This window comes from Niabella hirudinis, from assembly GCF_051201075.1.
Taxonomy (GTDB): Bacteria; Bacteroidota; Bacteroidia; order Chitinophagales; family Chitinophagaceae; genus Niabella; species Niabella hirudinis.
The window spans coordinates 15,535-41,292 of record NZ_JBPEHJ010000004.1 but is presented as its reverse complement, the minus strand read 5'-3'; the positions used below and the strand labels follow the sequence as shown (position 1 = coordinate 41,292).

General features: G+C 46.2%; 21 protein-coding genes and 1 tRNA gene. 11 read left to right on the top strand and 11 right to left on the bottom strand.

Annotated features, from left to right (window positions below):
* From GGU45_RS09160 to GGU45_RS09145, 4 genes are all read right to left on the bottom strand, one after another.
* Entirely contained in the window at positions 1–1,392 is a 1,392-nt protein-coding gene (locus tag GGU45_RS09160) for a sugar transferase (RefSeq protein WP_435224017.1), read from the bottom strand.
* Entirely contained in the window at positions 1,392–2,369 is a 978-nt protein-coding gene (locus GGU45_RS09155; protein ID WP_435224015.1) for a Gfo/Idh/MocA family protein, read from the bottom strand. Before GGU45_RS09155 ends, GGU45_RS09160 begins: the two co-directional genes overlap by 1 nt.
* Before the next feature lie 49 nt (positions 2,370–2,418).
* On the bottom strand, positions 2,419–3,582 hold the full coding sequence (locus tag GGU45_RS09150; protein WP_435224013.1) for an ATP-binding protein: 1,164 nt from the start codon (positions 3,580–3,582) through the stop codon (positions 2,419–2,421).
* Between the two features lie 199 nt (positions 3,583–3,781).
* Positions 3,782–3,852, bottom strand: a tRNA-Gln gene (locus tag GGU45_RS09145).
* Between the two features lie 189 nt (positions 3,853–4,041).
* Here GGU45_RS09145 and mdh point away from each other — a divergent pair.
* Both mdh and GGU45_RS09135 read left to right on the top strand, forming a co-directional pair.
* Positions 4,042–4,971 (top strand): malate dehydrogenase, encoded by a 930-nt coding sequence (gene mdh, locus GGU45_RS09140; protein ID WP_435224011.1) that lies wholly within the window; start codon positions 4,042–4,044, stop codon positions 4,969–4,971.
* A gap of 315 nt (positions 4,972–5,286) precedes the next feature.
* The gene (locus GGU45_RS09135) at positions 5,287–6,384 is read left to right on the top strand and encodes a lipase family protein (protein ID WP_435224009.1); all 1,098 of its coding nucleotides are present in this window, start codon (positions 5,287–5,289) and stop codon (positions 6,382–6,384) included.
* 136 nt (positions 6,385–6,520) lie between these two features.
* Here GGU45_RS09135 and GGU45_RS09130 read toward each other — a convergent pair whose 3' ends face one another.
* Positions 6,521–7,465 carry a class I SAM-dependent methyltransferase gene (locus GGU45_RS09130; protein ID WP_435224007.1) on the bottom strand — a complete coding sequence of 315 codons (945 nt, stop codon included), beginning with the start codon at positions 7,463–7,465 and terminating at the stop codon, positions 6,521–6,523.
* A gap of 35 nt (positions 7,466–7,500) precedes the next feature.
* On the opposite strand from GGU45_RS09130, the gene GGU45_RS09125 reads away from it, so the two are divergent.
* Together GGU45_RS09125 and GGU45_RS09120 are read left to right on the top strand one after the other, a co-directional pair.
* Positions 7,501–8,895 carry an exonuclease domain-containing protein gene (locus GGU45_RS09125; protein WP_435224005.1) on the top strand — a complete coding sequence of 465 codons (1,395 nt, stop codon included), beginning with the start codon at positions 7,501–7,503 and terminating at the stop codon, positions 8,893–8,895.
* 38 nt (positions 8,896–8,933) lie between these two features.
* Positions 8,934–9,611 carry an SGNH/GDSL hydrolase family protein gene (locus tag GGU45_RS09120; RefSeq protein ID WP_435224003.1) on the top strand — a complete coding sequence of 226 codons (678 nt, stop codon included), beginning with the start codon at positions 8,934–8,936 and terminating at the stop codon, positions 9,609–9,611.
* A gap of 340 nt (positions 9,612–9,951) precedes the next feature.
* On the opposite strand, the gene tyrS is transcribed toward GGU45_RS09120, so the two are convergent.
* Positions 9,952–11,232 (bottom strand): tyrosine--tRNA ligase, encoded by a 1,281-nt coding sequence (gene tyrS / locus GGU45_RS09115; protein WP_435224001.1) that lies wholly within the window; start codon positions 11,230–11,232, stop codon positions 9,952–9,954.
* Positions 11,233–11,440: 208 nt separating this feature from the next.
* On the opposite strand from tyrS, the gene GGU45_RS09110 reads away from it, so the two are divergent.
* Together GGU45_RS09110 and porU2 are read left to right on the top strand one after the other, a co-directional pair.
* Positions 11,441–12,550: a putative type IX sorting system protein PorV2 gene (locus GGU45_RS09110; RefSeq protein WP_435223999.1), complete on the top strand. Its 1,110-nt coding sequence runs from the start codon at positions 11,441–11,443 to the stop codon at positions 12,548–12,550.
* Between the two features lie 3 nt (positions 12,551–12,553).
* Entirely contained in the window at positions 12,554–17,584 is a 5,031-nt protein-coding gene (gene porU2 / locus GGU45_RS09105; RefSeq protein WP_435223997.1) for a putative type IX secretion system sortase PorU2, read from the top strand.
* Here the strand turns inward: porU2 and GGU45_RS09100 are convergent.
* Both GGU45_RS09100 and GGU45_RS09095 read right to left on the bottom strand, forming a co-directional pair.
* Complete coding sequence (locus GGU45_RS09100) at positions 17,557–19,590, bottom strand: hypothetical protein (protein ID WP_435223996.1); 2,034 nt, start codon at positions 19,588–19,590, stop codon at positions 17,557–17,559. The genes porU2 and GGU45_RS09100 overlap by 28 nt on opposite strands.
* Complete coding sequence (locus tag GGU45_RS09095; protein WP_435223994.1) at positions 19,583–20,179, bottom strand: riboflavin synthase; 597 nt, start codon at positions 20,177–20,179, stop codon at positions 19,583–19,585. The genes GGU45_RS09100 and GGU45_RS09095 overlap by 8 nt, the downstream gene beginning before the upstream one ends.
* 123 nt (positions 20,180–20,302) lie before the next feature.
* Here GGU45_RS09095 and rpsU point away from each other — a divergent pair, with 123 nt between their 5' ends.
* From rpsU to GGU45_RS09070, 5 genes are all read left to right on the top strand, one after another.
* Entirely contained in the window at positions 20,303–20,500 is a 198-nt protein-coding gene (gene rpsU, locus GGU45_RS09090; RefSeq protein WP_435223992.1) for a 30S ribosomal protein S21, read from the top strand.
* Positions 20,501–20,557: 57 nt separating this feature from the next.
* A complete protein-coding gene (locus GGU45_RS09085) occupies positions 20,558–21,469 on the top strand; it encodes a tyrosine-type recombinase/integrase (RefSeq protein WP_435223990.1) in 912 nt (303 codons plus the stop codon).
* Positions 21,470–21,605: 136 nt separating this feature from the next.
* Positions 21,606–21,905, top strand: a complete 300-nt coding sequence (locus GGU45_RS09080) for an HPF/RaiA family ribosome-associated protein (RefSeq protein ID WP_435223989.1) — start codon at positions 21,606–21,608, stop codon at positions 21,903–21,905.
* Positions 21,906–22,197: 292 nt separating this feature from the next.
* Positions 22,198–22,749, top strand: a complete 552-nt coding sequence (locus GGU45_RS09075; protein WP_435223987.1) for a YMGG-like glycine zipper-containing protein — start codon at positions 22,198–22,200, stop codon at positions 22,747–22,749.
* 124 nt (positions 22,750–22,873) lie between these two features.
* Complete coding sequence (locus GGU45_RS09070; RefSeq protein WP_435223986.1) at positions 22,874–23,458, top strand: DUF6799 domain-containing protein; 585 nt, start codon at positions 22,874–22,876, stop codon at positions 23,456–23,458.
* Between the two features lie 214 nt (positions 23,459–23,672).
* On the opposite strand, the gene GGU45_RS09065 is transcribed toward GGU45_RS09070, so the two are convergent.
* From GGU45_RS09065 to GGU45_RS09055, 3 genes are all read right to left on the bottom strand, one after another.
* Entirely contained in the window at positions 23,673–24,557 is an 885-nt protein-coding gene (locus GGU45_RS09065) for an NAD(P)-dependent oxidoreductase (protein WP_435223984.1), read from the bottom strand.
* An 84-nt stretch (positions 24,558–24,641) separates the two neighbouring features.
* A complete protein-coding gene (locus GGU45_RS09060) occupies positions 24,642–25,265 on the bottom strand; it encodes a YdeI/OmpD-associated family protein (protein ID WP_435223982.1) in 624 nt (207 codons plus the stop codon).
* The gene (locus GGU45_RS09055) at positions 25,265–25,690 is read right to left on the bottom strand and encodes a VOC family protein (protein WP_435223981.1); all 426 of its coding nucleotides are present in this window, start codon (positions 25,688–25,690) and stop codon (positions 25,265–25,267) included. Before GGU45_RS09055 ends, GGU45_RS09060 begins: the two co-directional genes overlap by 1 nt.
* Positions 25,691–25,758: the final 68 nt, after the last annotated feature.

Here is a 25,758-nt window from a genome sequence, read left to right as displayed (position 1 = left end):
TTATTTCCCTTTTCCCTGTAAAAGTATCCGAAAAGTATGCAATAAAATTTTAAGGTCCAACAGGAGTGAAATATTTTCGATATAGATCAGGTCGTACCGGTTGCGTTCGATCATCTCTTCGGTATTTTCGGCATAGCCAAATTGTACCATTCCCCAGCTGGTGAGGCCGGGCCGGGCCTTAAGCACATATTTATAGGAAGGAAAGCTTTTTACGATCTGGTCAATAAAATAAGCCCGTTCGGGCCGGGGGCCTACCAGGCTCATATCGCCTTTGAGGATATTCCACAGCTGGGGCAGTTCATCCAGGCGCCATTTTCGCATTACCTTTCCCCACCGGGTAATACGGGGATCGTTCCTGGAGGACAGCAGCGGGGTGCCGGCTTCTGCATTAACGGTCATCGACCGGAATTTATAGAGGGTGAATGGTTTCCCTTTGTATCCGATGCGCTCCTGCTTGTAGATTACAGGGCCGGGGCTGCTGAGTTTTACACGCAAGGCTACAAAAAGGTATAGCGGCAACAACAGGATCATACCACAGAAAGCACAGGCTACATCCAGCACCTGCTTGATATTGGACTGCCAGTTGCTGAGCAGTGTATTGGGAATATTTACCAAACCCCCGCCCAATAAACTGCCAACCTTTACGGAGCCCGACAGAATATCCAGTGTTTTGGGAACAAGGTTGATCTCCACATCTTTTTCACTGAGCCGGACCAGGATATCTTCAACAGGCATCTTAGGTGACGATCTGTTTTTGTTAATGATGACCATTTTTACCTGGTGTTGTGCAATGATCGCCTCAAGGTTTTCCAGGGACCCGAGCCGGGGCAGGGTAACCGGGTTGGCCAGGCCGGTGGCCACGGGTTCAATGTAGCCGATATAATGATAGGCAGCCTCGGACAACCCTTTGGCGGTGCTGGCCACTATGCCGTTGACGGAAGGCGTTTCACTAAGGAGCAGCGTATTAAAAACAACCGACCGGTTTTTAATCTGGTGCTTTACGATGGCGAGCAGTACCCCTCTGAAGATACAGGTAATGGTACAGTGTAAAAAGATCAGCCGGAACAATAAATGGAGAATGCCGATGTATAAATGATATTTGAGTTCGGGGAAGATGAAAATAAGCGCTGCGCTCCCGATAAATGAACATACAAGTGTAACCAGGAATTCTTCAGCCCTTGATTTTTTGTAGAGATTATTGTAGCTGCCGGCCAGCGTAAACAGCAGCAGCCACAATACGGGAACAATAAAGACTGTAACCAGCCAGTCTGCCGATTCCAGGTTCCCCGGGCCCCGGCGGAGCAGGCTGATAAAGATCAGCCAGGATAAAGCAGCACCCGCATAATCCGCCAGCAGGTACCAGGAGGCGGAAATGCTTTTTCTATTGTTCACTAATTCTTTATTGTATTATTGCCGATTTTTTCCAATATCTGGTGAGCGACGTCCATCGCTTTTAATCCATCGATCTCAGATACCAGGGTTTGCGTGTTATTAAGAATGGCATCCCGGAACTCTTCCAGCTCTTTTTTAATGGCGTTTACTTCCGGAACAGGAGGGTTGGCCATGGCAATGGTTTTTTTACCGCCTCCGGGCGTGTCAATATCAAAAGCAAATACATGGGCGTCCGTAGCTTCTTTTAGCTTGATGATTTCTGTTTTCTTATTCAGAAAATCGATGCCGATATAGGCGTCCTTCTGGAACAACCGCATTTTTCGCATTTTCTTCATGGAGATGCGGCTGGAGGTTAGGTTGGCCACGCAGCCGTTATCAAATTCTATGCGCACATTTGCAATGTCCGGTGTTTCTGTAAGTACGGCCACGCCGCTGGCGGATATGCGTTTTACATCGCTTTTTACAATACTCAGGATGATGTCGATATCATGGATCATCAGGTCCAGTATGACGCTTACTTCTGTGCCCCGGGGGTTGAACTGCGCCAGGCGATGCACTTCAATAAACATGGGTTTTAACGCCGCATCCTTTAATGCAAGAAAGGCCGGATTAAAACGCTCCACATGTCCCACCTGTAATTTAATATTGGATTCTTTTGCCAGTTTTACCAGCTCCCGCGCCTCATCCATGGTATCGGCAAAGGGTTTTTCCACAAATACATGGCGCCCCATTTTGATGGCTTTTTCGCACCACAGATAGTGGAAGGTAGTTGGCGTTACAATATCAATTGCATCGCAGAGCCCCAGGAAGGCATCAGCATCAAAAAAGCGCCGGATCTTGTATTTTTCAATTACTTCATTTGCAGTTTCCTCATTCGGATCATAGAACCCAACTACCTCAACGCCTTCAATTTCCAGCCAGTTATTCAGATGAAATTTTCCCAGATGGCCCACGCCAACAATCCCTATTTTTAACATATTTATATTTATGTGTTCAAAGATACTCGAATGCTGTTACTCCTGCATACTATATTTCGGTAATTTCCCTCCAGCTCAGTGCGTGTATGCCTAACGCTTTTTCTTCGCTTTGCTCGCCGCCATAAACCAGGATGCATTGACTACCGGGTTTGTTTTTTTGCCAGTATTTAAAACCCCGGATCAGATCGGTATTGAATTTTTTAGCTGCTTTTATTTCAACGGCGATCGTCTGGTCGTTTTTTGTCAATAATAAATCGATCTCGTTGCCGGCGCTGTCCCTAAAAAAATACAGGTCTTCATTGATCCCGGCATTAAACCGGTTTTTTTTAATTTCGGTAATGATCCAGTTTTCAAAAATGCTCCCATACAAGTGGTGTTTTTCAAGAGCGGTGGCTGAGCTGATGCCCAGTAAATAGCAAAGCAGTCCGGTATCGTAAAAATAGAGTTTGGGCGCTTTGATAATTCTTTTGTTGAGATTGTTATACCAGGGCTGTAATAAATAGATAATATAGCTGCTTTCCAGCACACTCAGCCATGCCTGGATGGTTTTGGTGTCAACACCAATATTTTTTGCAATTTCATCCCGGTTTAGCAGCTGGCCGGCACGGTTGGCGCAAAGCATTAAAAAGCGTGTAAAGTCGCCAAGATTTGAAATATTTCTCAACAGCCGTACGTCCCGCTGTACATAGGTTTGAACGTAGGAGGCCATCCATTTACCCGGATTCAGTCCCTGATCCCATATTTCGGGATACCCCCCGGTAACGATGAGTTTATTCACCTGCCCCGGTACCTGTTTTGCCTGTGAAAGTTCGGCATAGGAGAAGGGCAGAAGCTGCAGGTGGCCGATGCGGCCCGCCAGCGATTGAGAAATCTGCTCCTGCAGCAGGAAATTATTGGAACCGGTCAGTATAAATTGTCCACGGTCTTTTTTATTGTCCAGCAACTCCTGCAGGTATCTGAAAATTTCGGGTAGCCGCTGCACCTCATCTAGGATGGCTCCATCGGGGTACTGTTTCAGAAATGCTTCGATGTTTTCCCCCGCTATCGCCTGTACCTTTGGATTTTCAAGGCTGACATAGGGTTTGGTTTTGAAAACCATACGGGCCAGGGTGGTTTTGCCGCTTTGCCGCGGGCCAATGATGCTGACGGCCCGGAACTGGCGGGCAAGTAGTCCTGCTTCATGGGCAATGGCCCTGGTTATTGCTGATTCCATTTTCACAAATTTATGCAATTGTGGAATATGATTCCATTTTTACATATTTGTGTAATTATGGAATTATATTCCATTTTTACAAGTTTTTGTAATTGTGGAATTGGAGTCTGTTGGGAGATGCCTGAAGGGGACGTGTAAGGAAGGTATTGAGCCGGCCCAGGGCCCAAAAAAAGCGGTACTGAAAAACCAGTACCGCCTGTTGACCCATAAGGATTCGAACCTTAACTGACTGAACCAAAATCAGTAGTGCTACCGTTACACCATGGGTCAATCCTTCCTTTCTGCTGACATCTGTCAGATTTGGGAGTGCAAATATAGGGAATCCTGATGTTGTAACAATATGTTTCGCAATATTTTTTTGTTTTTTTATTTTTAATGCAGGATTTGATAGGCGTGCTGGTTTATTGAAACTTAATCAGTTAAATTTGTTTCTATTCAATTCATTTTTAAAACGATTATATGAAAGTTACTGTAGTAGGTGCCGGGGCGGTTGGAGCTACCTGTGCTGACAACATTGCCCGGAAAGAATTGGCATCCGAATTGGTTTTGTTGGATATCAAAGAAGGAGTGGCCGAGGGTAAAGCGATCGACATGATGCAGACGGCCGCATTATTGGGATTTGATACCCGGATAAAAGGAGTTACCAATGACTATGCCGCTACCGGGCATTCGGATGTAGTGGTGATCACTTCGGGGTTGCCCCGTAAACCCGGAATGACGCGGGAAGAACTGATTGGGGTAAATGCGGGCATTGTAAAAAGTGTTACCGAAAACATTTTGAAATATTCCCCTGATACCATTCTCATCGTGGTATCGAACCCAATGGATACGATGAACTATTTGACCCTCCAAACCTCCGGTCTGCCCAAAAACCGGGTATTGGGGATGGGTGGGGCGCTGGATTCGGCGCGTTTCCGGTATTACCTGAGCCAGGAACTGGGATGCTCGCCTGCCGACCTGAATGCCGTGGTGGTTGGCGGACATGGAGATACCACGATGATCCCCCTGATCCGGCATGCCACCTGGAACAGCACGCCCGTTACCAACTTCCTTTCGAAAGAGCAGCAGGATAAAATTGTAGCAGATACGATGGTGGGCGGCGCCACCCTTACAAAACTGATCGGCACTTCTGCCTGGTATGCGCCCGGTGCCGGAACGGCCGCCATGGTGGAAAGTATTTTGAGAGACGAGAAAAAACTGATCTCCTGCGGCGTGGCCCTGGATGGGGAATACGGACAACAGGATATTTCATTGGTGGTGCCGGTGATCCTCGGCCGCAGCGGATGGGAACGCATCATTGATTTTAAGCTTTCGGACGAAGAGCAGGCCGCCTTTAACAAAAGCGCTGGTGCTGTACGGAATATGAATGAGGTATTGAAAACACTTTAATATCCCGTTATTCACAAAAGATCCCGGTGCAGTTGCTGAACCGGGATCTTTTTTATACAGATCAAGGGGTAAAAAAGTGAATCGGTTCACTTTAAAAGACCATTTTTTGATAAAGGCCCAGGAAATGTAAAATAATAAATATCCAATGTAAAATGCAAAAGTGGATCCTGTCAAAAACCGACAAGCTTCTTGTCCTAAACGAATACTCCTTTTTCATTTTACATGCTTCATTTGGTACCGGCCCGAAGAGCCAGGGCCCCGCGTAACATCAGAACGGATTTCAAAAAAAGAGTATATTCACCCTAATAATATTCTATGAAGCTGAAAGTTTTTTTTCTTCCCGCATTTGTCTTTTTGATGCAGGTTGCTGCAGCCCAGCAGTTTCAACCCGTGTTTGATGTAAAGGAGTACGAAGCCTTCCTGTCGATGGCGCACTATGAAAGCAGCATTCCGGACAAGGAAGCGCGGGCGCATCAGCAAGACCCGTATAAACTGGCATACAAATCGCCCGAGGTAGGCATGAAAAACCTGTGGTGGCTGTATACCAACGAATTTAAGCAGGCGGTCATCGTGATCCGTGGTACGGTAGGCGACAAAGCAAGCTGGATGGAAAATTATTATTGTCCTATGATTCCGGCAACGGGATCATTGCAATTAAATGCTTCAACAAAATTTGACTACAAGCTGGCGGAAAGCAAAGAAGCTTATGTACATGCCGGCTGGACGATTGGAATGGCCTATCTCGTTATGGATATGATGCCAAAAATCAAGGAGCTGTATCAAAAGGGAGTACGCGATTTTTTTATTTTCGGGCATAGCCAGGGAGGGGTTTTAAGCTACCTGGTAAGTTCTTATTTCTATTACCAGCGGAAGGCAGGAGCGCTGCCGGCAGATATCCGGTTTAAAACCTATAGCAGCGCTGCGCCCAAACCGGGCAATGCGCAGTACGTGTATGATTTCGATTTTATCAATAAGGGCGGCTGGGCATATTCGGTTGTGAATGCTGCAGACTGGGTACCCGAAACCCCTTACAGCATTCAGCAGATTTCGGATATGAATGCGGTGAATCCCATTGTCGAAATCCCCGGAACTCTTAAAAAGCAAAAGCTTTTGCTGCGGCTGGTTGGCAATATGTATTACGGCAAACTAAACCGTAAAACAAAAAGGGCGCAAAAAGTATACACGAAGATCCTGGGACATAAGCTTTACAAACTGGTCATCAGGAAAATATTACCCGGTTTGAAAGAGCCTCAATATGTTTCCTCGATGAGTTATATGCGCGCGGGTACACCGGTGGTGTTGATGCCAGATGCGGCCTATTATCAGAAATTTGGTACCAATACCGCCGATAAATTTGCGCATCATCATCTGGGGCCTTACCTCTATTTGTTGCAGCAGCAGTATGGGAAGTGATCTGTTGGGCTATGTAGAGTGAAAAGTTTAGAGTGAAAAGTTGGGGGTGAAAAGTTTAGAGTGAAAAGTTTGGAGTGAAAAGTGGGGATGAAATTTCAAGCCCCATTCTCAGATTTGAAGCATGGCGGCTAACCGCCTACTTCTCTATCCTGTAACACCAGCGGAACAATTTTCCCTCAAAGTCGAAAGGGGTGGTGGCCCGGGTAATATCTTTTATTTTATCGGTTTGCAGTTTATCCGATTCCAATACAAATGTTCGTGCATTGGTGCTAAAGTACAAAACGCCGCCGGGAGCCAGGATGCGCAGGCAGTCATTGATCAGCGATACATGATCCCGCTGTATATCCAGTATGGTTTCCATCCGCTTGCTGTTGCTAAAGGTAGGCGGATCCATTACAATAAGATCGTAAGTCCGGGATGGTACCTGCGCTAAGTACTGGAGCACATCGGCCTGCACAAAGGAATAACCGGGCTGGGCGAGCCCGTTCAGCTGCATATTCCGCTCTGCCCATTGCGTATAGGTATTGGAAAGGTCTACGGTCGTAATGGCAGCCGCTTTTCCGGCGGCGGCATAAACGGAAAAAGAACCGGTATAGGCAAAGAGGTTTAAAACACGTTTGCCGGTGCTTTCCTCCTGTACCATTTTGCGGGTAATGCGGTGATCAAGAAAAAGGCCCGTGTCCAGGTAGTCATCGAGGTTCACAATAAATTTGAGGCCATTTTCCTCAACGTTGATCTCGTGCCGGCTCGTATCCGTTTTCTGGTACTGCCCCTGGCGACCGGCTTTGCGCTGGCGAAGCTTGACGTGGATCTTTTCGGGGGCAATGCCTGTTACTTCAGCAATCACATGGATCGTTTGCGTCATCCAGTGGTGATGCAGGGCTTCATCCAGGCCATGATTCCGTTTGTACTCAGCAATATAGATATGTGTGTCATATAATTCAATACAGACCGGAAATTCCGGCAGGTCATGATCATAGATACGGTAACAGCTGATGCGCTGTTTATGAGCCTGTTTGGAGCGGTGCCGGTAAACCTTCGTTAACCGGTTTCGGAACATGATCAACTTTTCTTCGTTCAAGTTTGTTTTTTTTACGAAATTAGCCTTTTACAGGGATGCTTTACGCAATTGTTGATATTGAAACGACCGGCTCTTATGCCGCAGCCAGCGGTATTACGGAAATCAGTATACAGGTCTTGGATGCGGAGGGAACGGTACTGGACCGGTTTGACAGCCTGGTAAACCCCGTGCATGAGATTCCCCGTTATATACAGGCGCTCACGGGTATTAATAACGAAATGGTGGAGCAGGCGCCCCTGTTTGAGGCAATTGCGGAGCGGGTATATACCTTGCTCCATGACAAGATTTTTGTAGCTCACAGCGTTAATTTTGATTATTCGTTTGTAAAAAGCCAGTTGCAGGCCTGCGGGTATGAATTAAATACCAATAAGCTTTGTACGGTGCGATTGAGCCGGAAGTTATTGCCGGGGCGGGCATCTTATAGCCTGGGGCGACTTTGTGAAGCCCTGGGCATCAGTCATTACAACAAACACCGGGCGGGCGGAGATACGGATGCAACGGTCGCATTGTTCCAATTACTGCTGCAAAAAGATACGGAAGGACATATCTTCAAAAGTCTGAAAAAGACTTCGAAAGAACAGGCTTTGCCTCCCAATGTGCCCAAATCAGAATTTGAGCAGCTGCCCTATACCCCGGGGGTGTATTATTTTCATGATGACAAAGGAAAGATCGTCTATGTAGGTAAGGCCAAAAATATCCGTTACCGCGTGAGTAGTCATTTTAGCAATAATTCCACGGGGCGGCAGAAACAAAATTTTATGCGCCATGTATACCATATCAGTTACGAAGAATGCGGTACCGAGCTGATGGCGGCGGTAAAGGAGTCAACAGAGATCAAAAGGCTGTGGCCGCGTTTTAACGCCTCGCAAAAGCGGAGAGAAGACCTGTACGGGATTATATCGTATGAAGACCAGAACGGCTATTTAAGATTGGGGGTTGATAAAATGGTACCGGGTAAGGCGTTGCTGAGTTCATTTCATTATATGGAAGGTGCTAGGGCATCGCTGCGACAATTGGTGCAGGAATATGATCTGTGCCCGCGTTTGTGCTTTATTACAGAAGCCTTGTACGATGAAAAAATGCACCGGCTGCTTTGCCGGGGCGCCTGTGAAAAAAGAGAGCCGCCTGAAGTGTATAACGGACGGGTATTGCAGGCTATCGGGCACTTGCGGAACCTTCCGTCATTTGCTATTATGGATAAAGGAGTGCATCATGACGAACGATCCTGCATCCTGGTTTGGAAAGGGAGCTTTTATGGTATGGGATTTATCCCGGACGATCTCTCATTCGAACGCCCGGAACAGTTGCGCCAACAGGTAACGCCCTTTAAGGAAAACAGTACCATCACGAATATGCTGTTTGCTTATGCTAAAAGATACCCATCAAAAATTATCCGGTTTGAACCGCCAGACCTGGCCGAATGTGATTAATTTTAGCCCACTTAAAATAATATAAAATACAATTTAGTATGACGATCAAAAAAATGACATTGCTGTTGCCCATGGTATTGCTGATGTTTGCGTTTCAACCTGCTAAAAAGAAGAAAGTGATCTTTTTTGGAGATTCCATTACCCAGCAGGGAGCACGCCCCGGCGGCTACATTACCCGCATTGATAGTATGAGCAAGGTGGAGCGCCTGGCAGATCAGTTCGAATTTGTAGGCAAGGGGATTGGCGGTAACAAAGTATACGACCTGTTTCTGCGGTTTCAGCCGGATGTGCTGGATCAAAAGCCGGATATAGTGCTGGTATATGTTGGTATCAATGACGTGTGGCATAAAGCCTCCGCGGGTACCGGAACGGATTATGATAAATTCGGGAAGTTCTATGATGCGATTATTTCCACATTAAAAAAACAAGGCATTCAGCCGGTGGTTTGTACGCCTTCTGTAATTGGTGAGCGGAATGATTGTACCAACCAGCAGGACGGAGACCTGAACCAATATGCTAAATGGATCCGCGAATATGCGGCAAAAAATGCTGTACCGCTGGTAGACCTGCGCAAAATATTCCTGGATTACCTGGCAAAAAACAATCCGGAAAATATGGAAAAAGGGATCCTTACCGTAGACCGGGTTCATTTAAATGAAAAAGGAAACCAGCTGGTGGCCGATGCCATGTGGAAGGTGATTAAAACCCTGAAGTAAACTTCAGGGAATGTAAAATAATCAATGTAAAATTTTAAATGTAAAAGTTTGAGTGCCTGTTGCTGCTCAATGTTCTGATTACGGAATGCGGTTTTGTTTTTGTATTCTAAATGGGCACACAGGCGCGGCGCGCAGGTAACCCTTATAAAGATGAGTGTTTCGTGTGCCGGCCTGTACCGCAACGAATTACCGGTGCCCTGCCCTCCAACGGTCATCCGGGCGGGCATCCAATGAAGCATGTAAAATGAAAAAGGAGTATTCGTTTAGGAAGAGGAACTTGTCGGTTTTGACGGGGCTCCACTTTTGCATTTTACATTGGATATTTTATATTTTACATTTCCTATCCCTGCACTTCCGCCAGGTAATAATTCTTTTTCCCTTTTTGCAGGAGGATGTAACGGCTATGCAGTAAATGTGCAATGGTAACCACCAGTTGCAGATTTGCTACTTTTTCGCGGTTCAGGCTGATGCCGCCGCCCTGGATCAATTTCCGGGCCTCTCCCTTGCTGGGAGCTACCCCCGCGTCTGCCAGCAACGTTACAATGTCGATACCCTGCTCCAGCGCAGCCGGGGAAACAACGGCTTTAACCACGCCTTCCAGAGCCTCAAGGTCCTCAATGCTCATTTCGGATGCGGGCTTGCTTTGGTTGGCAAATAGTTTCTCCGTGGTGGCGATGGCCTTTTCATATTCCTCTGTTCCATGTACAAAACAGGTGATTTCCCGGGCCAGGGTCTTTTGAAGAAGGCGTTCCGCAGGGTTTTGCCGGTGCCGGCCGGTCAGGTCGTTAATAAAGGGTTCCTCCAGGAAGGTAAAGATCTTTATCCAGGATGCCGCATCCTCATCGCTGGTATTGAGCCAGAACTGGTAAAACTGGTAGGGGCTGGTCTTTGCCGGGTCCAGCCATACATTTCCTTTTTCGGTTTTCCCAAATTTGGTACCATCGGCTTTCCGGATGAGGGGGCAGGTAAAGGCAAATGCTTCTTTTCCTGCCTTGCGGCGTATGAATTCCGTTCCGGTGGTGATATTGCCCCATTGGTCGCTTCCGCCCATCTGGAGCTTTATGTTTTGTGTGGTATACAGGTGATAGAAATCAAAGCCCTGCATCAGTTGATACGCAAACTCCGTATAGCTGATGCCTACTTCGCCTTCAAAGCGTTTTTTAACGCTGTCTTTGGCCATCATATAGTTAACGGTAATATGTTTTCCTGCATCCCTCAGGAATTCCAGGAAGCTGATGCCTTTAAACCAATCGTAGTTATTGACCATAATAGCGGCGTTGGGGTTGGATGGCGAAAAATCCAGGTATTTTTCCAATTGTTGTTGGATCCCCGCTACGTTTGCCGCAAGAGTTTCTTCATTAAGCAGGTTCCGCTCTTCGCTTTTGCCACTGGGATCGCCAATCATGCCGGTAGCTCCGCCCACAAGGGCAACGGGGCGATGCCCTGCTTTTTGCAGATGTACCAGTAGCAGGATGGGTACCAGGCTCCCAATATGCAAACTGGTTGCAGTGGGGTCAAAACCAATATACCCCATGGTCATTTCCTTATCCAGTTGCGCCTCCGTGCCCGGTATGATGTCCTGGATCATACCTCTCCATCTCAATTCAGATATTATGCTCATAATCTATAGCCCTTTTATAAAGGCTGCAAAGGTACGCATCTGTACTTAAGAATGGATGTTTGACAGGCACATAAGATTTTCACCCGATTGGGCGAATAATTAGCATAACTGATCCAAAAGCTGATGTTTGTAAATGCATTATGCCTAATTTCGTTGCAGATAATTGTACTTATTAGAAAATAGAGAACCCTAAACTTAATCTGATAGAATGAAAGCATTGAAACCATGCTTTTTACTGCTGTGGTTACTGGTCGCCCTCGTTTCAGGAGCCCAGTTCCGGAAATATTCCAATGAGTTCCTGAATATCGGTGCCGGTGCCCGGGGATTGGGCATGGGAGGTGCACAGGTGGCTTCGGTGGCTGACGGTACCGCCGGTTACTGGAACCCGGCCGGCCTGGTAAATGTACAGGATAACCCACAGGTAAACCTGATGCATGCGGAATATTTTGCAGGTATTGGCAAATATGACTATCTCAGCGTGGCGTTACCCACAACCAGCTCCAAACGGACATTGGGTATTACCGCTCTCCGGTTTGCCGTGGATGATATCATGAATACGCTGTTCCTGGTAGAGCCTGATGGATCGCTGAACTATAATAATATCAAATCTTTTTCCTCTGCGGATTACGGGTTTCTTCTGTCCTATGCGCAAAACCTGAAACGCACAGAACACAAAAGCGTCAATTTTGGCGTCAATGCCAAAGTGATTCACCGGAGCGTAGGCAGCTTTGCCAAGGCCTGGGGATTTGGCCTGGATGCCGGGTTGCAGGTTGTAAAGGATCGCTGGAGGTTTGGGATCGTGGGACGGGATATTTCAACCACCTTCAACAGTTGGGCGTTTAATTTTACCGAAGAAGAAAAAGAAGCCTTATACCTGGCCAAAAATGATATTCCCGTAAAATCGACCGAAATGACTTCCCCGCGTTTAATACTGGGGGGCGCCCGTGTATTCCCATTGGGCAAAAGGTCGGGACTTTTGGCAGAAGCAAACCTGGATCTGACTTTTGACGGGAAACGGAATACCGTAGTGAGCGGCGACCCGGTAAGTGTGGATCCCAAACTCGGAATTGAGTATAATTATAAGGATATTTTTTTTATAAGGGGTGGGGTCAACAATTTTCAAAAAGGACTTGCCGATGGCGACACCTTGAATCAAAAAAAAGTATGGATTTTTCAACCCGGTGTAGGCGTAGGGTTCCGGATCCAGTCCTTTATGATCGATTATGCGTTCACCAACCTGGCCAACCAATCGAACCCCCTGTTTACACATGTGTTCTCTCTCAAAATGGATATCCGGAGAAAAAGAAACGAAAATTAACGAATGAAAAGACTGCTTATTATAGGATTCCTGATCTTTTCCATTGCTGCGGGTGCACAGCAGTTCGGTAATGAATGGATTGATTATAACAAAACCTATTACAAGTTTAAAATAGCCGCCAACGGGTTATACCGTATACCGGCCACAACGCTTGCGGCTGCCAGCCTGGGGGCTGTAGATGCCGCACAGTTTCAGTTATGGCGCAATGGGGTGGAGATACCCATTTACACTTCCTCCGGATCGGGCGCTCTGGGGGCCGGTGGCTATATTGAGTTTTTTGGTCAGATGAATGATGGCAAGGCTGATAATGCCCTGTACCGGTTGCCGGATCAGCAGCTTTCGGATGCCAAAAGTCTTTTTACAGACACAGCGGCTTATTTTTTGACCGTTAACCCGGCGGGTGGAAACAAAAGGCTGAATAACACAACTGCAAATATACCGGTGGGAGCGGTGCCGGAGCCGTATTTTATGTATCAGGCGGATACAAGCTTTAGCGAGCAGATCCATCTGGGAAGGCCCGAAGGTTCCGGCGTGGGTACGTTGTATGTGGCTTCTATCGAAGAAGGGGAAGGCTGGGCTTCTGCAGATATCAGCGAGGGACAGTCTAAAAGTTTTCAACGAAACCTGTACGCCTATACTGGTGCAGGAGCGCCGGATATTACCGTAAAGCTGAACGTAGTGGGTGATAATCTGATGTCGAGGAAAGCTCAGCTTACCATCAACGGGAATACGGTATTTGACCAGGCGCTTTTAAATTTCAGTTATGCAAAATTGTCGAAGGTAGTGCCGTTAAGCGCCCTTTCCGGTGGAGCCGAAAGCTTTGTGATTACCAATGCTGCATCGGGCTCCAGCCGCATGCGCGTGGCCTTACTTGGGGTTAGCTATGCCCGCAAATTTGATTTTGGCGGAGCGGCAAACTTTTCGTTCACCCTGCCCGCCCGCAGTACCGGGTACTACCTGGAAATCTCCGGCTTTAATGCCGCCGGCAGTACCCCGGTTTTATACGACAGGGCTAACGGGCGCCGCTATTTGGTTGATGCGGGCAACCCATCGCTGCTAAAGGTTTTTTTACCTGCGGCTTCCCAGGCGCAGGACCTGGTATTAATAAGCCAGGCGGCGGCAAATACCCGGCAGGTGCCTGCCCTGGAATCCCGTACGTTTATTAATTATGGCGCGGCGCAAAACCAGGGTAATTATTTAATGATTACCAACAGTGCATTGCTTGCGGGCAGCAACGGCTCCCGGCCTGTAGACGATTATCGGAGTTACCGCGCTTCTGCAGCCGGTGGCGGGTACAATGCGAAGATCTACCTGGTGGATCAGCTCACGGATCAGTTTGCCTATGGGATCCAGTATCATTCCCTGTTGGTACGCAACTTTTTGAGGTTTGCCCGAAGCAAATTTGCATCGCCGCCGCAGCAGGCCTTTCTTATTGGTAAAGGTGTTTCTTATGTTTCTTCAAGGGTGTATCCTTCCAATGAGCTGGCGCCACAGCTGGCACAGCTGAACCTGGTGCCTACTTTTGGTTACCCGGCATCCGATGTATTGCTGGCTGCCGAAGGCAGCAGCTCGCAGCCTCTTACACCCATTGGGCGAATTTCCGCGGTGAACGCTAATGAGATCACTATTTACCTTGATAAAGTAAAGCAATATGAGCAGCAACTGGCATCCACGCCACCGGGGATCAGCGAAAGTGCCTGGAAGAAAACCGTTATTCATATTGTTGGAGCCAATGATCAGGCTACGCAGGATCTCCTGGCAAGTATGCTGAATCAACATCGGAAAATTATTGAGGATACGCTTTATGGCGCAGCGGTAGAACCCTTTGTAAAAAACAATACCTCCGGTAATGTGCAGCAACTGCTGTCAGAAAGGCTGGCCCAGCACATCAACTCCGGGGTCAACCTGCTCACTTATTTTGGTCATTCTTCCGCAACAACGCTTGCGTTTAACCTCGAGGACCCGGGCAATTATTCCAATCCCGGCAAATACCCGATGTTTAATATGATGGGCTGTAACGTGGGAGATATTTTTGGTTATAGCGCTTCCCGGCTTTCCAGTGTAGAAACCGTTTCGGAAAAATATGTGCTGGCAAAGGACCGGGGTTGTATAGGCATGATGGCCGGTACCAGCCTGGGATATATTTCAACGCTGGATAACTATAACACCCGGCTCTATACTCTTTTGTCGCAAAACGATTATGGTAAAACGATCGGGGAACTCATGACCAATGCCATAAAGGAAGTGTACAAACGGGAGGGGGGCGAAACCGATTTTTTGCAAAGGGCACAATGCGAAGAATACACGCTGAACGGCGATCCGGCCATCCGGTTATATCAGTTTGATAAGCCGGATTACGCCGTTGAGGATGCGTCAGTAACAATTGCTCCTAATTTTATATCGGTGGCAGAAACAAATTTTACCGTAAAGGCCCGGATTAATAACCTGGGGAAAGCTATTAATAAGGCGCTGATCGTAGAACTTCGGCGCACATTGCCCAATGGGGCTTCATCTGTTTTTAAAAGAGACACCCTGTCTCCGGTTCGCTTTGCCGATTCGCTGGAGTACACTATACCCATCGATCCGGTAAAAGATAAGGGCCAAAATAAGATTACCGTCTCCTTAGACCCCGAAAATACCATTGCCGAATTGAATGAAGGCAATAATGTTATCGTAAAGGATGTGTACATCTATGAAGATGAAATCCGTCCCGTATATCCCTATAATGATGCTATTATTAACCAGCCCGCAGTAAAACTGGCAGCCTCCACGGCCAACCCCCTTGGGGCTTCGAGAGCTTATATGATGGAAATGGATACCACGGCGCGTTTCAATTCCCCGGCAAAGATTACAAAAACACAAACATCCTCCGGGGGGCTGCTGGAGTTTGATCCCGGCATTGGTTTAACAAATAACACGGTGTATTACTGGCGGGTGGCCAGCAAACCGGCAGGCAATGAAACACCCCACTGGAACGGAGCCTCGTTTACTTATATCAACCAGGGTAGTGCCGTGGGGTATAGTGTATCAAGCCCATACCAGTTTGAAGGGATTAGTGCCAATTCTTCCATTAAATATAATAACAACCGCTGGAATTTTGACACCGTAAGGCATGAGATTGTAATGAAAAATGGCGTATTCCCTACTGCGGCTACCAATGATGGAGACTTCTCAGTGGAGCTTGACGGGATAATGACCACCGAAAGCGCCTGCGTTGGAAGCTCGCTGATCTTTGTCCTGGTGAACCCTACAACATTTAATGCAGTCCTTAATCCCGATCAGAAATATAATAGTGCGGCACTTTGTAAAACGAACCGTATTGCCAATTTTGAGTACAGCTACATGACGGCTTCTTCAAGAAAAAACATCATGGATTTTATGGACTCAATCCCGGACAATATGATTGTTCTGGTGAAGAATGTTCCTAATAATGATGTTGACGGTTTTATCGCCGACTGGCAAAAGGATACCACGCTGTACGGATCGGGCAAATCATTATACCATAAGCTAAAGAATGTAGGGTTTGGAGCCATTGACTCCTTTTACCGGAAAAGAGCGTTCATGTATGTTTATCAAAAGAACAATGCCGGTTTTGTAACGTCAACATCGGTATCTGATGGCATTTATGACAAAGTTTTGCTGAAGACGACTGTTGATCTGCCTTCCTACACGGGCGTATACCAGTCTGATCTCATCGGTATTGCAAAGGAGTGGAAGGAAATTAAATGGACGGGCGATGTGGACAACGCCGGAGCAGATCAGGCCAGCATGGATGTTATTGGGGTAGACAAAAATAATAACGAAACGGTTTTAATCAGTAAATCTACTCAGAAGACATTGGACCTGTCATCTGTTGCCGCTAAACAGTATCCCTATTTGAAATTGCAGCTGACGGTGCAGGATACAGCACAGGCTACTCCCTTTCAATTAAAGAGCTGGAGCGTTAACTATTTGCCGGCGCCGGAAGGAGCCATTGCCCCCAATGTTTATTTTGTACTAAAAGATACCCTCGATGCAGGTGAGCCTCTAAATGCAGGGATTGTATTTAAAAATGTGAGCGCCTATAAATTCGACAGTCTGAAGGTGAAACTAACCATCCGTAACAAAAGTAATGCGGAAACGATCTTCCAGGTTCCGGATCAAAAGGCGTTGCTGGCCGGTGATACCATTAAATTGTCTGTTCCGGTAAGTTCAAAACAACTGGGCGGAACCAACACGTTATTCCTTGAGTTTAATCCTTCCAATGCGCAACCCGAGCAATATCATTTTAACAATTTCCTGTACAAAGATTTTTTTGTGCGAAGTGATACCACCGGGCCTTATATGGATGTTACTTTTGATGGTCTTCATATATTGAACAGGGATATTGTATCGGCCCGGCCCGATATCCTGGTAAAGCTCACCGATGATGCCAAATGGCTGTTGCTCGATAACCCGGACCTGCTGCAGGTTCAGCTGGTAGATAAAACCAGGAATATTACCTACAACTATAAAGCCGGTACGGATACGCTCCGGTTTACCCCGGCGGGCCAGGGAAGCGAAAATACGGCAACCATGAACTTTAAGCCGCATATGGAGGATGGTGATTACGACCTGGTTGTTTCAGCAAAGGATCAGAGTGGCAACACCTCCGGGCAGGTACAATACCGGGTGGGGTTCCAGGTAATCAATAAGCCCATGATCTCCAATATGCTCAATTATCCCAATCCCTTTACCACTGCCACGGCTTTTGTATTTACACTAACAGGATCTGAAGTGCCGCAGAATATCCGGATCCAGATCCTGACGATCAGGGGCCAGATCATCAGGGAGATTACCAAAGCCGAATTAGGGCCCCTGCGGATTGGCAGAAATATTACAGAGTTTCGCTGGGATGGAACCGATCAGTATGGACAAAAGGTGGCCAACGGGGTATACCTGTATCGTGTTATTACAAACCTGAACGGGAAGTCGCTGGAAAAATATAAGGCAAAAGACGATAATACGGATAAATACTTCAATAAGGGCTATGGTAAGATGTATTTTATGCGATGACGGTTGTTGAATAACATCAGGAAGCTTACAATGATTATAGTGATGTGGAGAATGATTGATGATCCCATAACAAGGGGCCTGGAATAACGGAATTCAAGGATCCCCTTTCCGCCGGGAACTACACAGTTCAAAAACGGATTGCCGGCTTTTATGAGCGGAAGCGGCTTTTGGTTATATGTTGCGGACCAACCGGGAAAGTTCGCTTGTAGCAGCGTGACGGTTTTATTTTCCGGTAAATCTGTTTCTATGATTACTTTATCTGGCAGTTGACGCACTATTTTTAGCCGGGCTGTGTAGTTTTGCGAATCTGGTTGAACAAATACAAGCGTCTTATTCTGCACAAATGTTTTGCCATTGCTGGTGCTTAGAAAGGCGGCTACCTGCTTTATTTCTATCGGCTTTGTATATCCCTGTTTCGTGCTTACTTCCTGGCGAAAAATGTTGATGTTTTTCCAGGGATTACCCTTGCCATCAATTGTATCCGTTCGCACATCGGAAGGAACTTGGGATTGAATTCCAAAACTGGTGGACGCCTTTTGAATTGCTTTGATATCGGAAAATGTATAGCTGCTGACGGTAAAAAAGGGTAGACAAAAAAACGTGTTTAATACAATATTAAAGAGTAGAACCGCAGCGAAAAGTGATTTTCTTTTTAAAGTTAACAACAGGCCAACGATTGTTGCAAGCTGAATAAGCGCGCTTAGACCGGTAAGTTGCTGGTGAGTGATGAAACTGATTGACAGGTTCGCGGACCCCCTCCAGGCATGAAATAAGGATGGTGCATAAGTTGCCGCAATGCCCGTGCAAATTAGTAATAAAAAGATTAATGATCGCTTAATATGCCGATGATACAGCGCCAATATGTCGTTAAGCCGGATATTGTTAAAGTTTATTGCAAGGAATATGGTGATACCGAAAATGAAAAAATAACGTAATAGCCCCGGATGCCGGAAATAACTTAAGCCTGGCAAATAATTTAATATTCCTCTTAGGGGGGTGAGGTCACCGAAGGAAAGAACCAGAAAACAAAGGGCAAACAAAAGCGTAATACCCGATTTCCAATTTTGCGATCTGGAAAAAAAAGCAATGGGCAGTAATAAAAGCGGGAGCACTCCCATGTAGGAGGCGATAACAGTGCCCTCAGTATTAGGATAACTGCTTTTTATGGCTGAAAGTGGAAGCAGAAGGTTTCCTAAAGCGGAAGGTGGAAGATAATTGGATTGGGAAAAAGATGAACCCGGCTGTAGCGGTGTACTTCGGTCCAGATAGGGGAGTACCTCCAGCGAATAATAGAGTGGGAAAAAAATGAGCAGAAGGGTGAAGACTGCCGCAAGCAAAACGTATATAAAAGTGGATGATGTTAATTTTTTACCGGAAAAGTATTGATAAGCAAATTTCAGACAGAAAAACGCAGCAATTATATAGCTGCCAACAATTGAGAGATAAACATGTAATGAAGTAAAGAAAAGATAATAGGCAAAAGCAAATAAACCGGCATATTTTAAAGACGGTTTTTGAAATAATTGCAGTGAAGCGTAGCATAAAAGCGGAAACAATGGCAAAATGGTTAGGTAAAAAGGCCATTGGGAGGAGCCTGCTGTAAACCCGGAAAGCATGTAGCCCGCCGCCAGAATTAACGCAAGACTGCTATCGTTCATGAAAATAGTTGAAAGCAACTTATACATCATCCACCCCCCGGTTATTATGTACAAAATAAATTGCAGTTGTAGCGATATAAGCGGGTCGGGGATAATAAGATTAAATAATACCACCGGCGTTGCATAAATGCCCCAGCTAAAAACCGTTTGTAATGGAAAGCCCGTTGCCCATGTGTTCATCCAGGTTGGGTAGTGTCCGGCCCTCAAACTCGTGTTGATAAAAAAGTTGATTGGGTAGTCGAAAACCAGTACGTCATTTTTTAATGCCAGCGTCATACTGCAAACTGGAAAGAAGGCCACCATTGCCAGGGCTGCAAGCGTTATATATGGAGCAAATCTTTTACCCATTGAAATTGCTGGTTGCCAGGCGGGAGATATACTTCCCGATCACATCAAATTCAAGGTTTACCTCATCGCCTTCCTGCAATTGTCCCATATTGGTATGGGCCAGGGTATAGGGGATGATGGCAACGGTAAAATGGGTGTCGGTTACGTCAAATATCGTCAGGCTGATACCGTTGAGACTGATGGATCCTTTTTCGATTACCAGGGGGGCAAATTTGCGGTCAAATTCAATGGTATATTCGGTACTGCCTTCCTTTGGTGTCAGCTTCCGGCAAACCGCCGTGGTATCTACGTGCCCCTGCACAATATGACCATCCAACCGGCCATTCATCATCATGCAGCGTTCGAGGTTTACAAGGGTGCCGGGCCGCCAGTGGCCCAGGTTGCTTACCTCCAGGGTTTCTGCTATGGCCGTTACCTGGTGCCGGTCTTCTTCAACGGCTTCCACTGTAAGGCAAACGCCGTTATGGCTAATGCTTTGATCTACCTTAAGTTCCTTCGAAACGGTGCTGCTGATCCAAAAGGTGATATTGGTACCATTTTCCCGCCGGGAAACAACCGTCCCCGTTGCTTCAATAATTCCTGTAAACATCTGCCAAATTTCCGGGAAGAAATTTGAAATTTAATATTTGATAGTTGATATTTTTTTCCCTACTTTTGCATCCCGATAGTTAAGATCGGAATTAAAAACGACCGAAAGGAGGTATAAAATTTTATGTTAATTATTGATTCTAAAGACTGCGAAAACATTGACAAGGCTTTAAAGAAGTACAAGAAGAAATTCGAAAAGTCAAAAACTTTGTTGCAATTGCGTGAGCGTCAGCATTTTACGAAGCCTTCGATAAAAAGTCGTGGCCAGCGTTTAAAAGCAATTTACAAGCAGCAGATCGCAAGCGGTAAAATAGAATTATAAAATAGTTGATATTTTATATAATATTGTAACCCTGGGTAGTTTTCCCGGGGTTTTTTTATGCCTGAAATATTGTCCAACCATATTGAATCCTTTATCCGCTATCTGCAATTTGAAAAGAGATATTCCCGGCATACCATAACAGCCTATGCATCGGATCTGCGGAAATTTTCGGCTTTTATCAGCAAGACCTATGGCCCATTGCAGCTGGCGGAGATCGACTATGGCTGTGTCCGGAGCTGGCTGGCGGACCTAATGGAAGAGGAGGAGAAGGTTACCCCCCGGAGTATCAACCGGAAGATTTCCACCCTGAAATCCTTTTTTAAATATCATATAAAGATGGGCGCTGCAGGTGAAAATCCCATGTTCCGGATAGTTGCTCCCAAAACCAGCAAGCGGCTGCCTTCCTTCGTAAACGAGCAGGACATGAAGGCGCTGAACGAAGCGCTCACGCATTCGGCCGAGGATTGGAAAAGCCTGAATGCAAAAATGCTGATCCAGATTTTTTATGGAACGGGTATGCGCTTAAGCGAGCTCATCCAGTTAAAAACCAGCCAGGTTGATGCTTCAAGGGCGCAGGTCAAAATCCTGGGGAAGGGAAACAAGGAGCGGGTACTGCCGCTGGACCCGGTGCTGCTGGGCGCTATACAGGAATATGATCAGCAAAAGAGGAAACAGTTTGCCAGCCTGCCGGATGAATTGCTGGTGACGGAGAAAGGGAAAAAGCTGTACCCCAAATATGCCTACCGGCTGGTACGGAAATATCTTTCGGCCATTGCCACACTGGATAAAAAAAGCCCGCATGTACTGCGGCATAGTTTTGCCACTCATTTGATGAATAACGGAGCAGAAATAAAGGCCGTAAAGGATCTGCTGGGGCATGCCAGCCTGGCTGCTACCCAGGTGTATACCCATAATTCCATCGAAAAGCTTCAGGAAGTATACCGGAAAGCACACCCCAAAGCGCGCTGAAAAATGACGTTAAATTCTATTAAAAATTAGCATTTAATTTTAGGAATCGATATCTTTTTTATTTAACTTTAGGTTAAAGAGTTTTAGGTCTTTGACATAGGGAAATATCGATTATTCACTTTTAAATTCAACGATCATGAATGTGAACATTCAAACCGTTAATTTCAACGCAGATAAAAAGTTGATTGAGTCTATCAACCACAAAATGGAAAAGTTAACTACCTTCCAGGATCGCATTATTGGTACGGATGTCTATTTGAAATTAGATAATATCGTGCACAATATTAAAGACAAGATTGTAGAGATCAGGGTACAGGTACCCCGGCACAGTTTTTTTGTAAAAACCACCAGTAAGTCTTTTGAAGAATCTTTCGAGAATGCATTTGATTCATTAGTAAACCAGGTAAAAAAACGTAAAGAAAAAATGATTGCTTAAATCATGCACGCATAAAAGGAACAATAATTTAATGATCCATATTTGTTGAGCCCCGCTCCGGTTTTCCGTGGCGGGGCTTTTATTTTTCCGGAGGTTAACAAATGATTAACCCTGCAGGATGCTGCTATTGGCCCAAAATCAACCTCTTATTAGCAAACAAGATCAGCTAAATTGCGTAAACTACACAGTGTTAGTTATTTAAACGTTTATTTTTTCTCTTGTTATGATAGTTTGGCACAATTTTATATTGTAAACAGTTAGATTTTTAATTCGGACTTTAAACGTATCTACTATGATGAAGAAAATTATACCTTTTGCTGCTATTGCAATCATGATATTGGCAATGGCATGCCGCAACACGAAGAAAGAAGACAGTACAGGCGCCATTCCGGTGCAGGATACCCTGGGTTTGGCAGAGTATCAGAAATGGAAAATGGAAAATGAAGTACGTAATCGCCTGGAGCAGGAACAGCAGCTGGAAAATGCCGGGGCTGTGGCGGCGCCTGCAGCAGCTGCGCGGTCATCTGCATCAAGCTCAAGAAGAAGTTCCGGAAGCAGCAGCAGCAGGGGAACTACTTATAGAAGCGGTGGCGGTGATGGCGGTTATTCTTCTGGTTCCTCAGGAACGGTGGCCCAGGCCCCGGCTCCCCAAAAAAGAAAGGGAATGAGCCATACCGCTAAAGGCGCCATTGTAGGGGCTGCCTCAGGTGCCATTATCGGTGCCGTGGCTAACCGTAAAAACCGCCTGGGCGGTGGGGTTGTTGGTGGCGTAATTGGCGCTGCAACCGGCGCCGGCGTAGGAGCCATTGTTGATAAAAAACAACGGCAGCGCGATGGCTACTAATAAAAGTATTTTATAAAACACAAAAGCGGCCCGGGCAAATCCGGGCCGCTTTTGTGCGGTATCTATTGTTGGCAGAGTATTTGTTTATATCTGTTATTATCAATTCTGGAAAAATAATTAAAGTATGAAAAAAACATTAGGTTTAGTTGTAGGCGTAGCCTTGCTGGCTGCATGTAACAGTTCCGAAACCGCTTCTTCTGAGAACGCTGCCGACTCAACAGCTACTGCCATGGTAACGGTAGACACCAATGCCGTTGCTCCTGTGGAAACGGTTTTGTATAGTGAGGGCGATGTTATATTAAAGGAAGGAAAAGTATTGGTGTATACCAACGGAAACTGGGTGACTGCCGATAAAGAAATAAAGCTGGACAACGGGGTTGTAATCACTCCCAATGGAACTGTAAAAAGCAAGGATGGGAAGGTTGTTGTATTGCAGGAAGGGGAGTATGTGAACAAATCCGGCAACTTCTTTGACCGTACGGGTGCCGCCATTGAGAATGCCTGGGATAAAACAAAAGAGGGGGTGTCTAAGGGCGCCGAAGCAACCAAAGATGCCGCCCAGAAGGCCGCTACAGCAACCAGGGAGGGAGTAGAAAAAGGCGTGGATGCCACAAAGGATGCTGCGCATAAAACCGGCGAAGCCATTAAGAAAGGAGCGCAGAAAGTGGGAGATAAGACCAAGGAGGTCGTAGAAGATATTAAAAAATAGCTCTGAAAATTTTTTCGATTATGTTTTGATGAGGGGGCCGGGTAACCGGCCCCTTTTCTTTTTGAAACGAAAGGCACTGCGGAATCCTGTCATTTGGATTTTGGTATTTAGTATTCGGATCACGGCTTGCTGCCACCTTTCACATTTCACTTGTCAGTGGGTAAGAAATGAAATCTTGATGGTTTGATCTTCGATCCTGGTAAGTTCGCCAACACTATGCCGGACTACGCAATGTTTTGATTAATGCGGCAAATTCCTCCTGCTCGTAACCCGCTTTTTTTGCTCTTTGCAGCCAGTTTGCGGCAAATTGGGGAAACTCACTGTTGATGCCGCTTAGCTTTGCAGTGGACAGGATTCTGTCTATTGCGCTAATGGAAATGGCGAGTGGGCTTTGCGATATTCTAAAATCACCGCTACTGATTACCGCACCCTCATGTTTCAGGAACTCGCCCATACCCGGTGCTATTTCAGCAATAATATTACCATATTCCTTTACGTCAAAGTTTTCAGATTCAGCGATGAGCGCGCCATGAAAGAAACCGATGGCCGCGCCATAGATATAGGAAAGCGTAGCGGTATCAAGGGCGGCAGCAGCGGCAATATTTTTGCCCAGGTATTTCAGGTTCCCGCCCAAAATTTTTAAGGTGTCTTCAATTGCTGTATATTTTTCCATATTGCCTGAGAATAATATGGTGGTATCGGGCTGTGCCATTTGTTCCGGCGCCACCTGTATAGCTCCATCCAGGTAATATGCCTGTTTATCCCTGAACCAGGCTTCACTTTGGCGTGCCTCCTGTGCCGTACCTGTTGTTAATTGTACAATGATTTTGTCGTTCAGCGCTGTTTCCGTTTCGAGCGTGGCAAAAAGAGCCGTTGCTATAGCATAGTTGTGTACGATGACAATGCTCAGGGGGCTGGCTTCAATGGCCTCCTGTAGCGTTTCAGCGAAATTGGCGCCTTCTTGTGCCAGTTGTTGTGCTTTTGCTGCCGTCCGGTTGAACACGGTGACTTCAAACCCCTTTTGCAGATAGAGCTGCGCAATTTTTATGCCCATTGGGCCAAGACCGATAATGCTGATTTGATTTTTACTTGTTGTCATTTTGTTGTTGTATTTTATTTATTTATTCAAAGGTTGATTGCGCTAACCTGATGCGCGTGGTGCTGATGTACCAGGGATGCTGCCTTATTTACATTTAGCGTAAAACGCGCCGTGTGCAAAACTTTGCCGGCTGTGATTTGCTTTCAGGTTTTCAGCTGCAAGCCTTACGGTTTCAGCTATCCTGCGTTGCCGGGTTTCAGGTTTCTTTGCATTTTGTATCCACTCCAGGATGACTCTTTTTGATGATGGTGAAAATTTTTCAAAATGCCCAAACGCTGTGCCGTTCCGGTTAAATAGTTCCTGCAAATCTGCGGGTATAACCAGGTTCTGAACATCTGTCAATGCATCCCAGGTTCCTGTTTTCTTTGCCAGGTCTATCAGCCGTTGCCCGCTTTCGGTCATCAGGCCAAGGTTTGTCATCCTGTTTACCCGTTCTTTGTTGATGTTGCTCCAGTTGCTTTGGGGTTTTCGTTGCGAAAAAGTCAGGTAGAAACTTTCCTTGTCCCTTTTTTTTGCTTTGCTATCAATCCAACCAAAACATAAGGCTTCCTCCATGGCTTCAGCTATTTCAACGGATGGCGTTGAACTTCCTTTATGGTACAGCACCAGCCATACCGAATTTTCTTTGTCGTGGTTGGCCGATAGCCAATTTCTCCATTCCGTCCTGCTCTTTGCTAAAACGACATTCTTTCCGTCTTTGATTTCCATTAGTGTAAATGAGTTTTTTTTCCGGCAAGAACGTCCAGGTAATGAATATTTGTCATAATGCCGAGAATGTTCCCAAAAGGATCAACAACGGATGCGGTTACGAAGGCTCCCTTGCCCCCGCTTCTGTCAGTGACAGGCTGATAGAGCGTTGCTCCCAGTGACAGGAGTTGGTCGAGTGTCTCCTGCAGATTATCGACATGCCAGTAAACGATGGCTCCTCCGGGGTTGCCGGTAGCTCCATCCGGAGCATATTTGCTGTCGATAATGCCCAGCTCATGCTGATAGTCTCCAATTCGAAATTCAACATAACCGGGCGCCTTAAAATAGGGCGCTATCTTTAGAAATCCGGCGTACCATTGGGTTGCGGCTTCCAGATCAGACGCATAAAAACTCAGGGTTGTTAAACCACGCAATGTTGTTTCCATATTATATGTATTTTAATGAACCGCTTTAAAAACAGTGTACGTCAAAAGTACCGACCCGTATCCGGGCG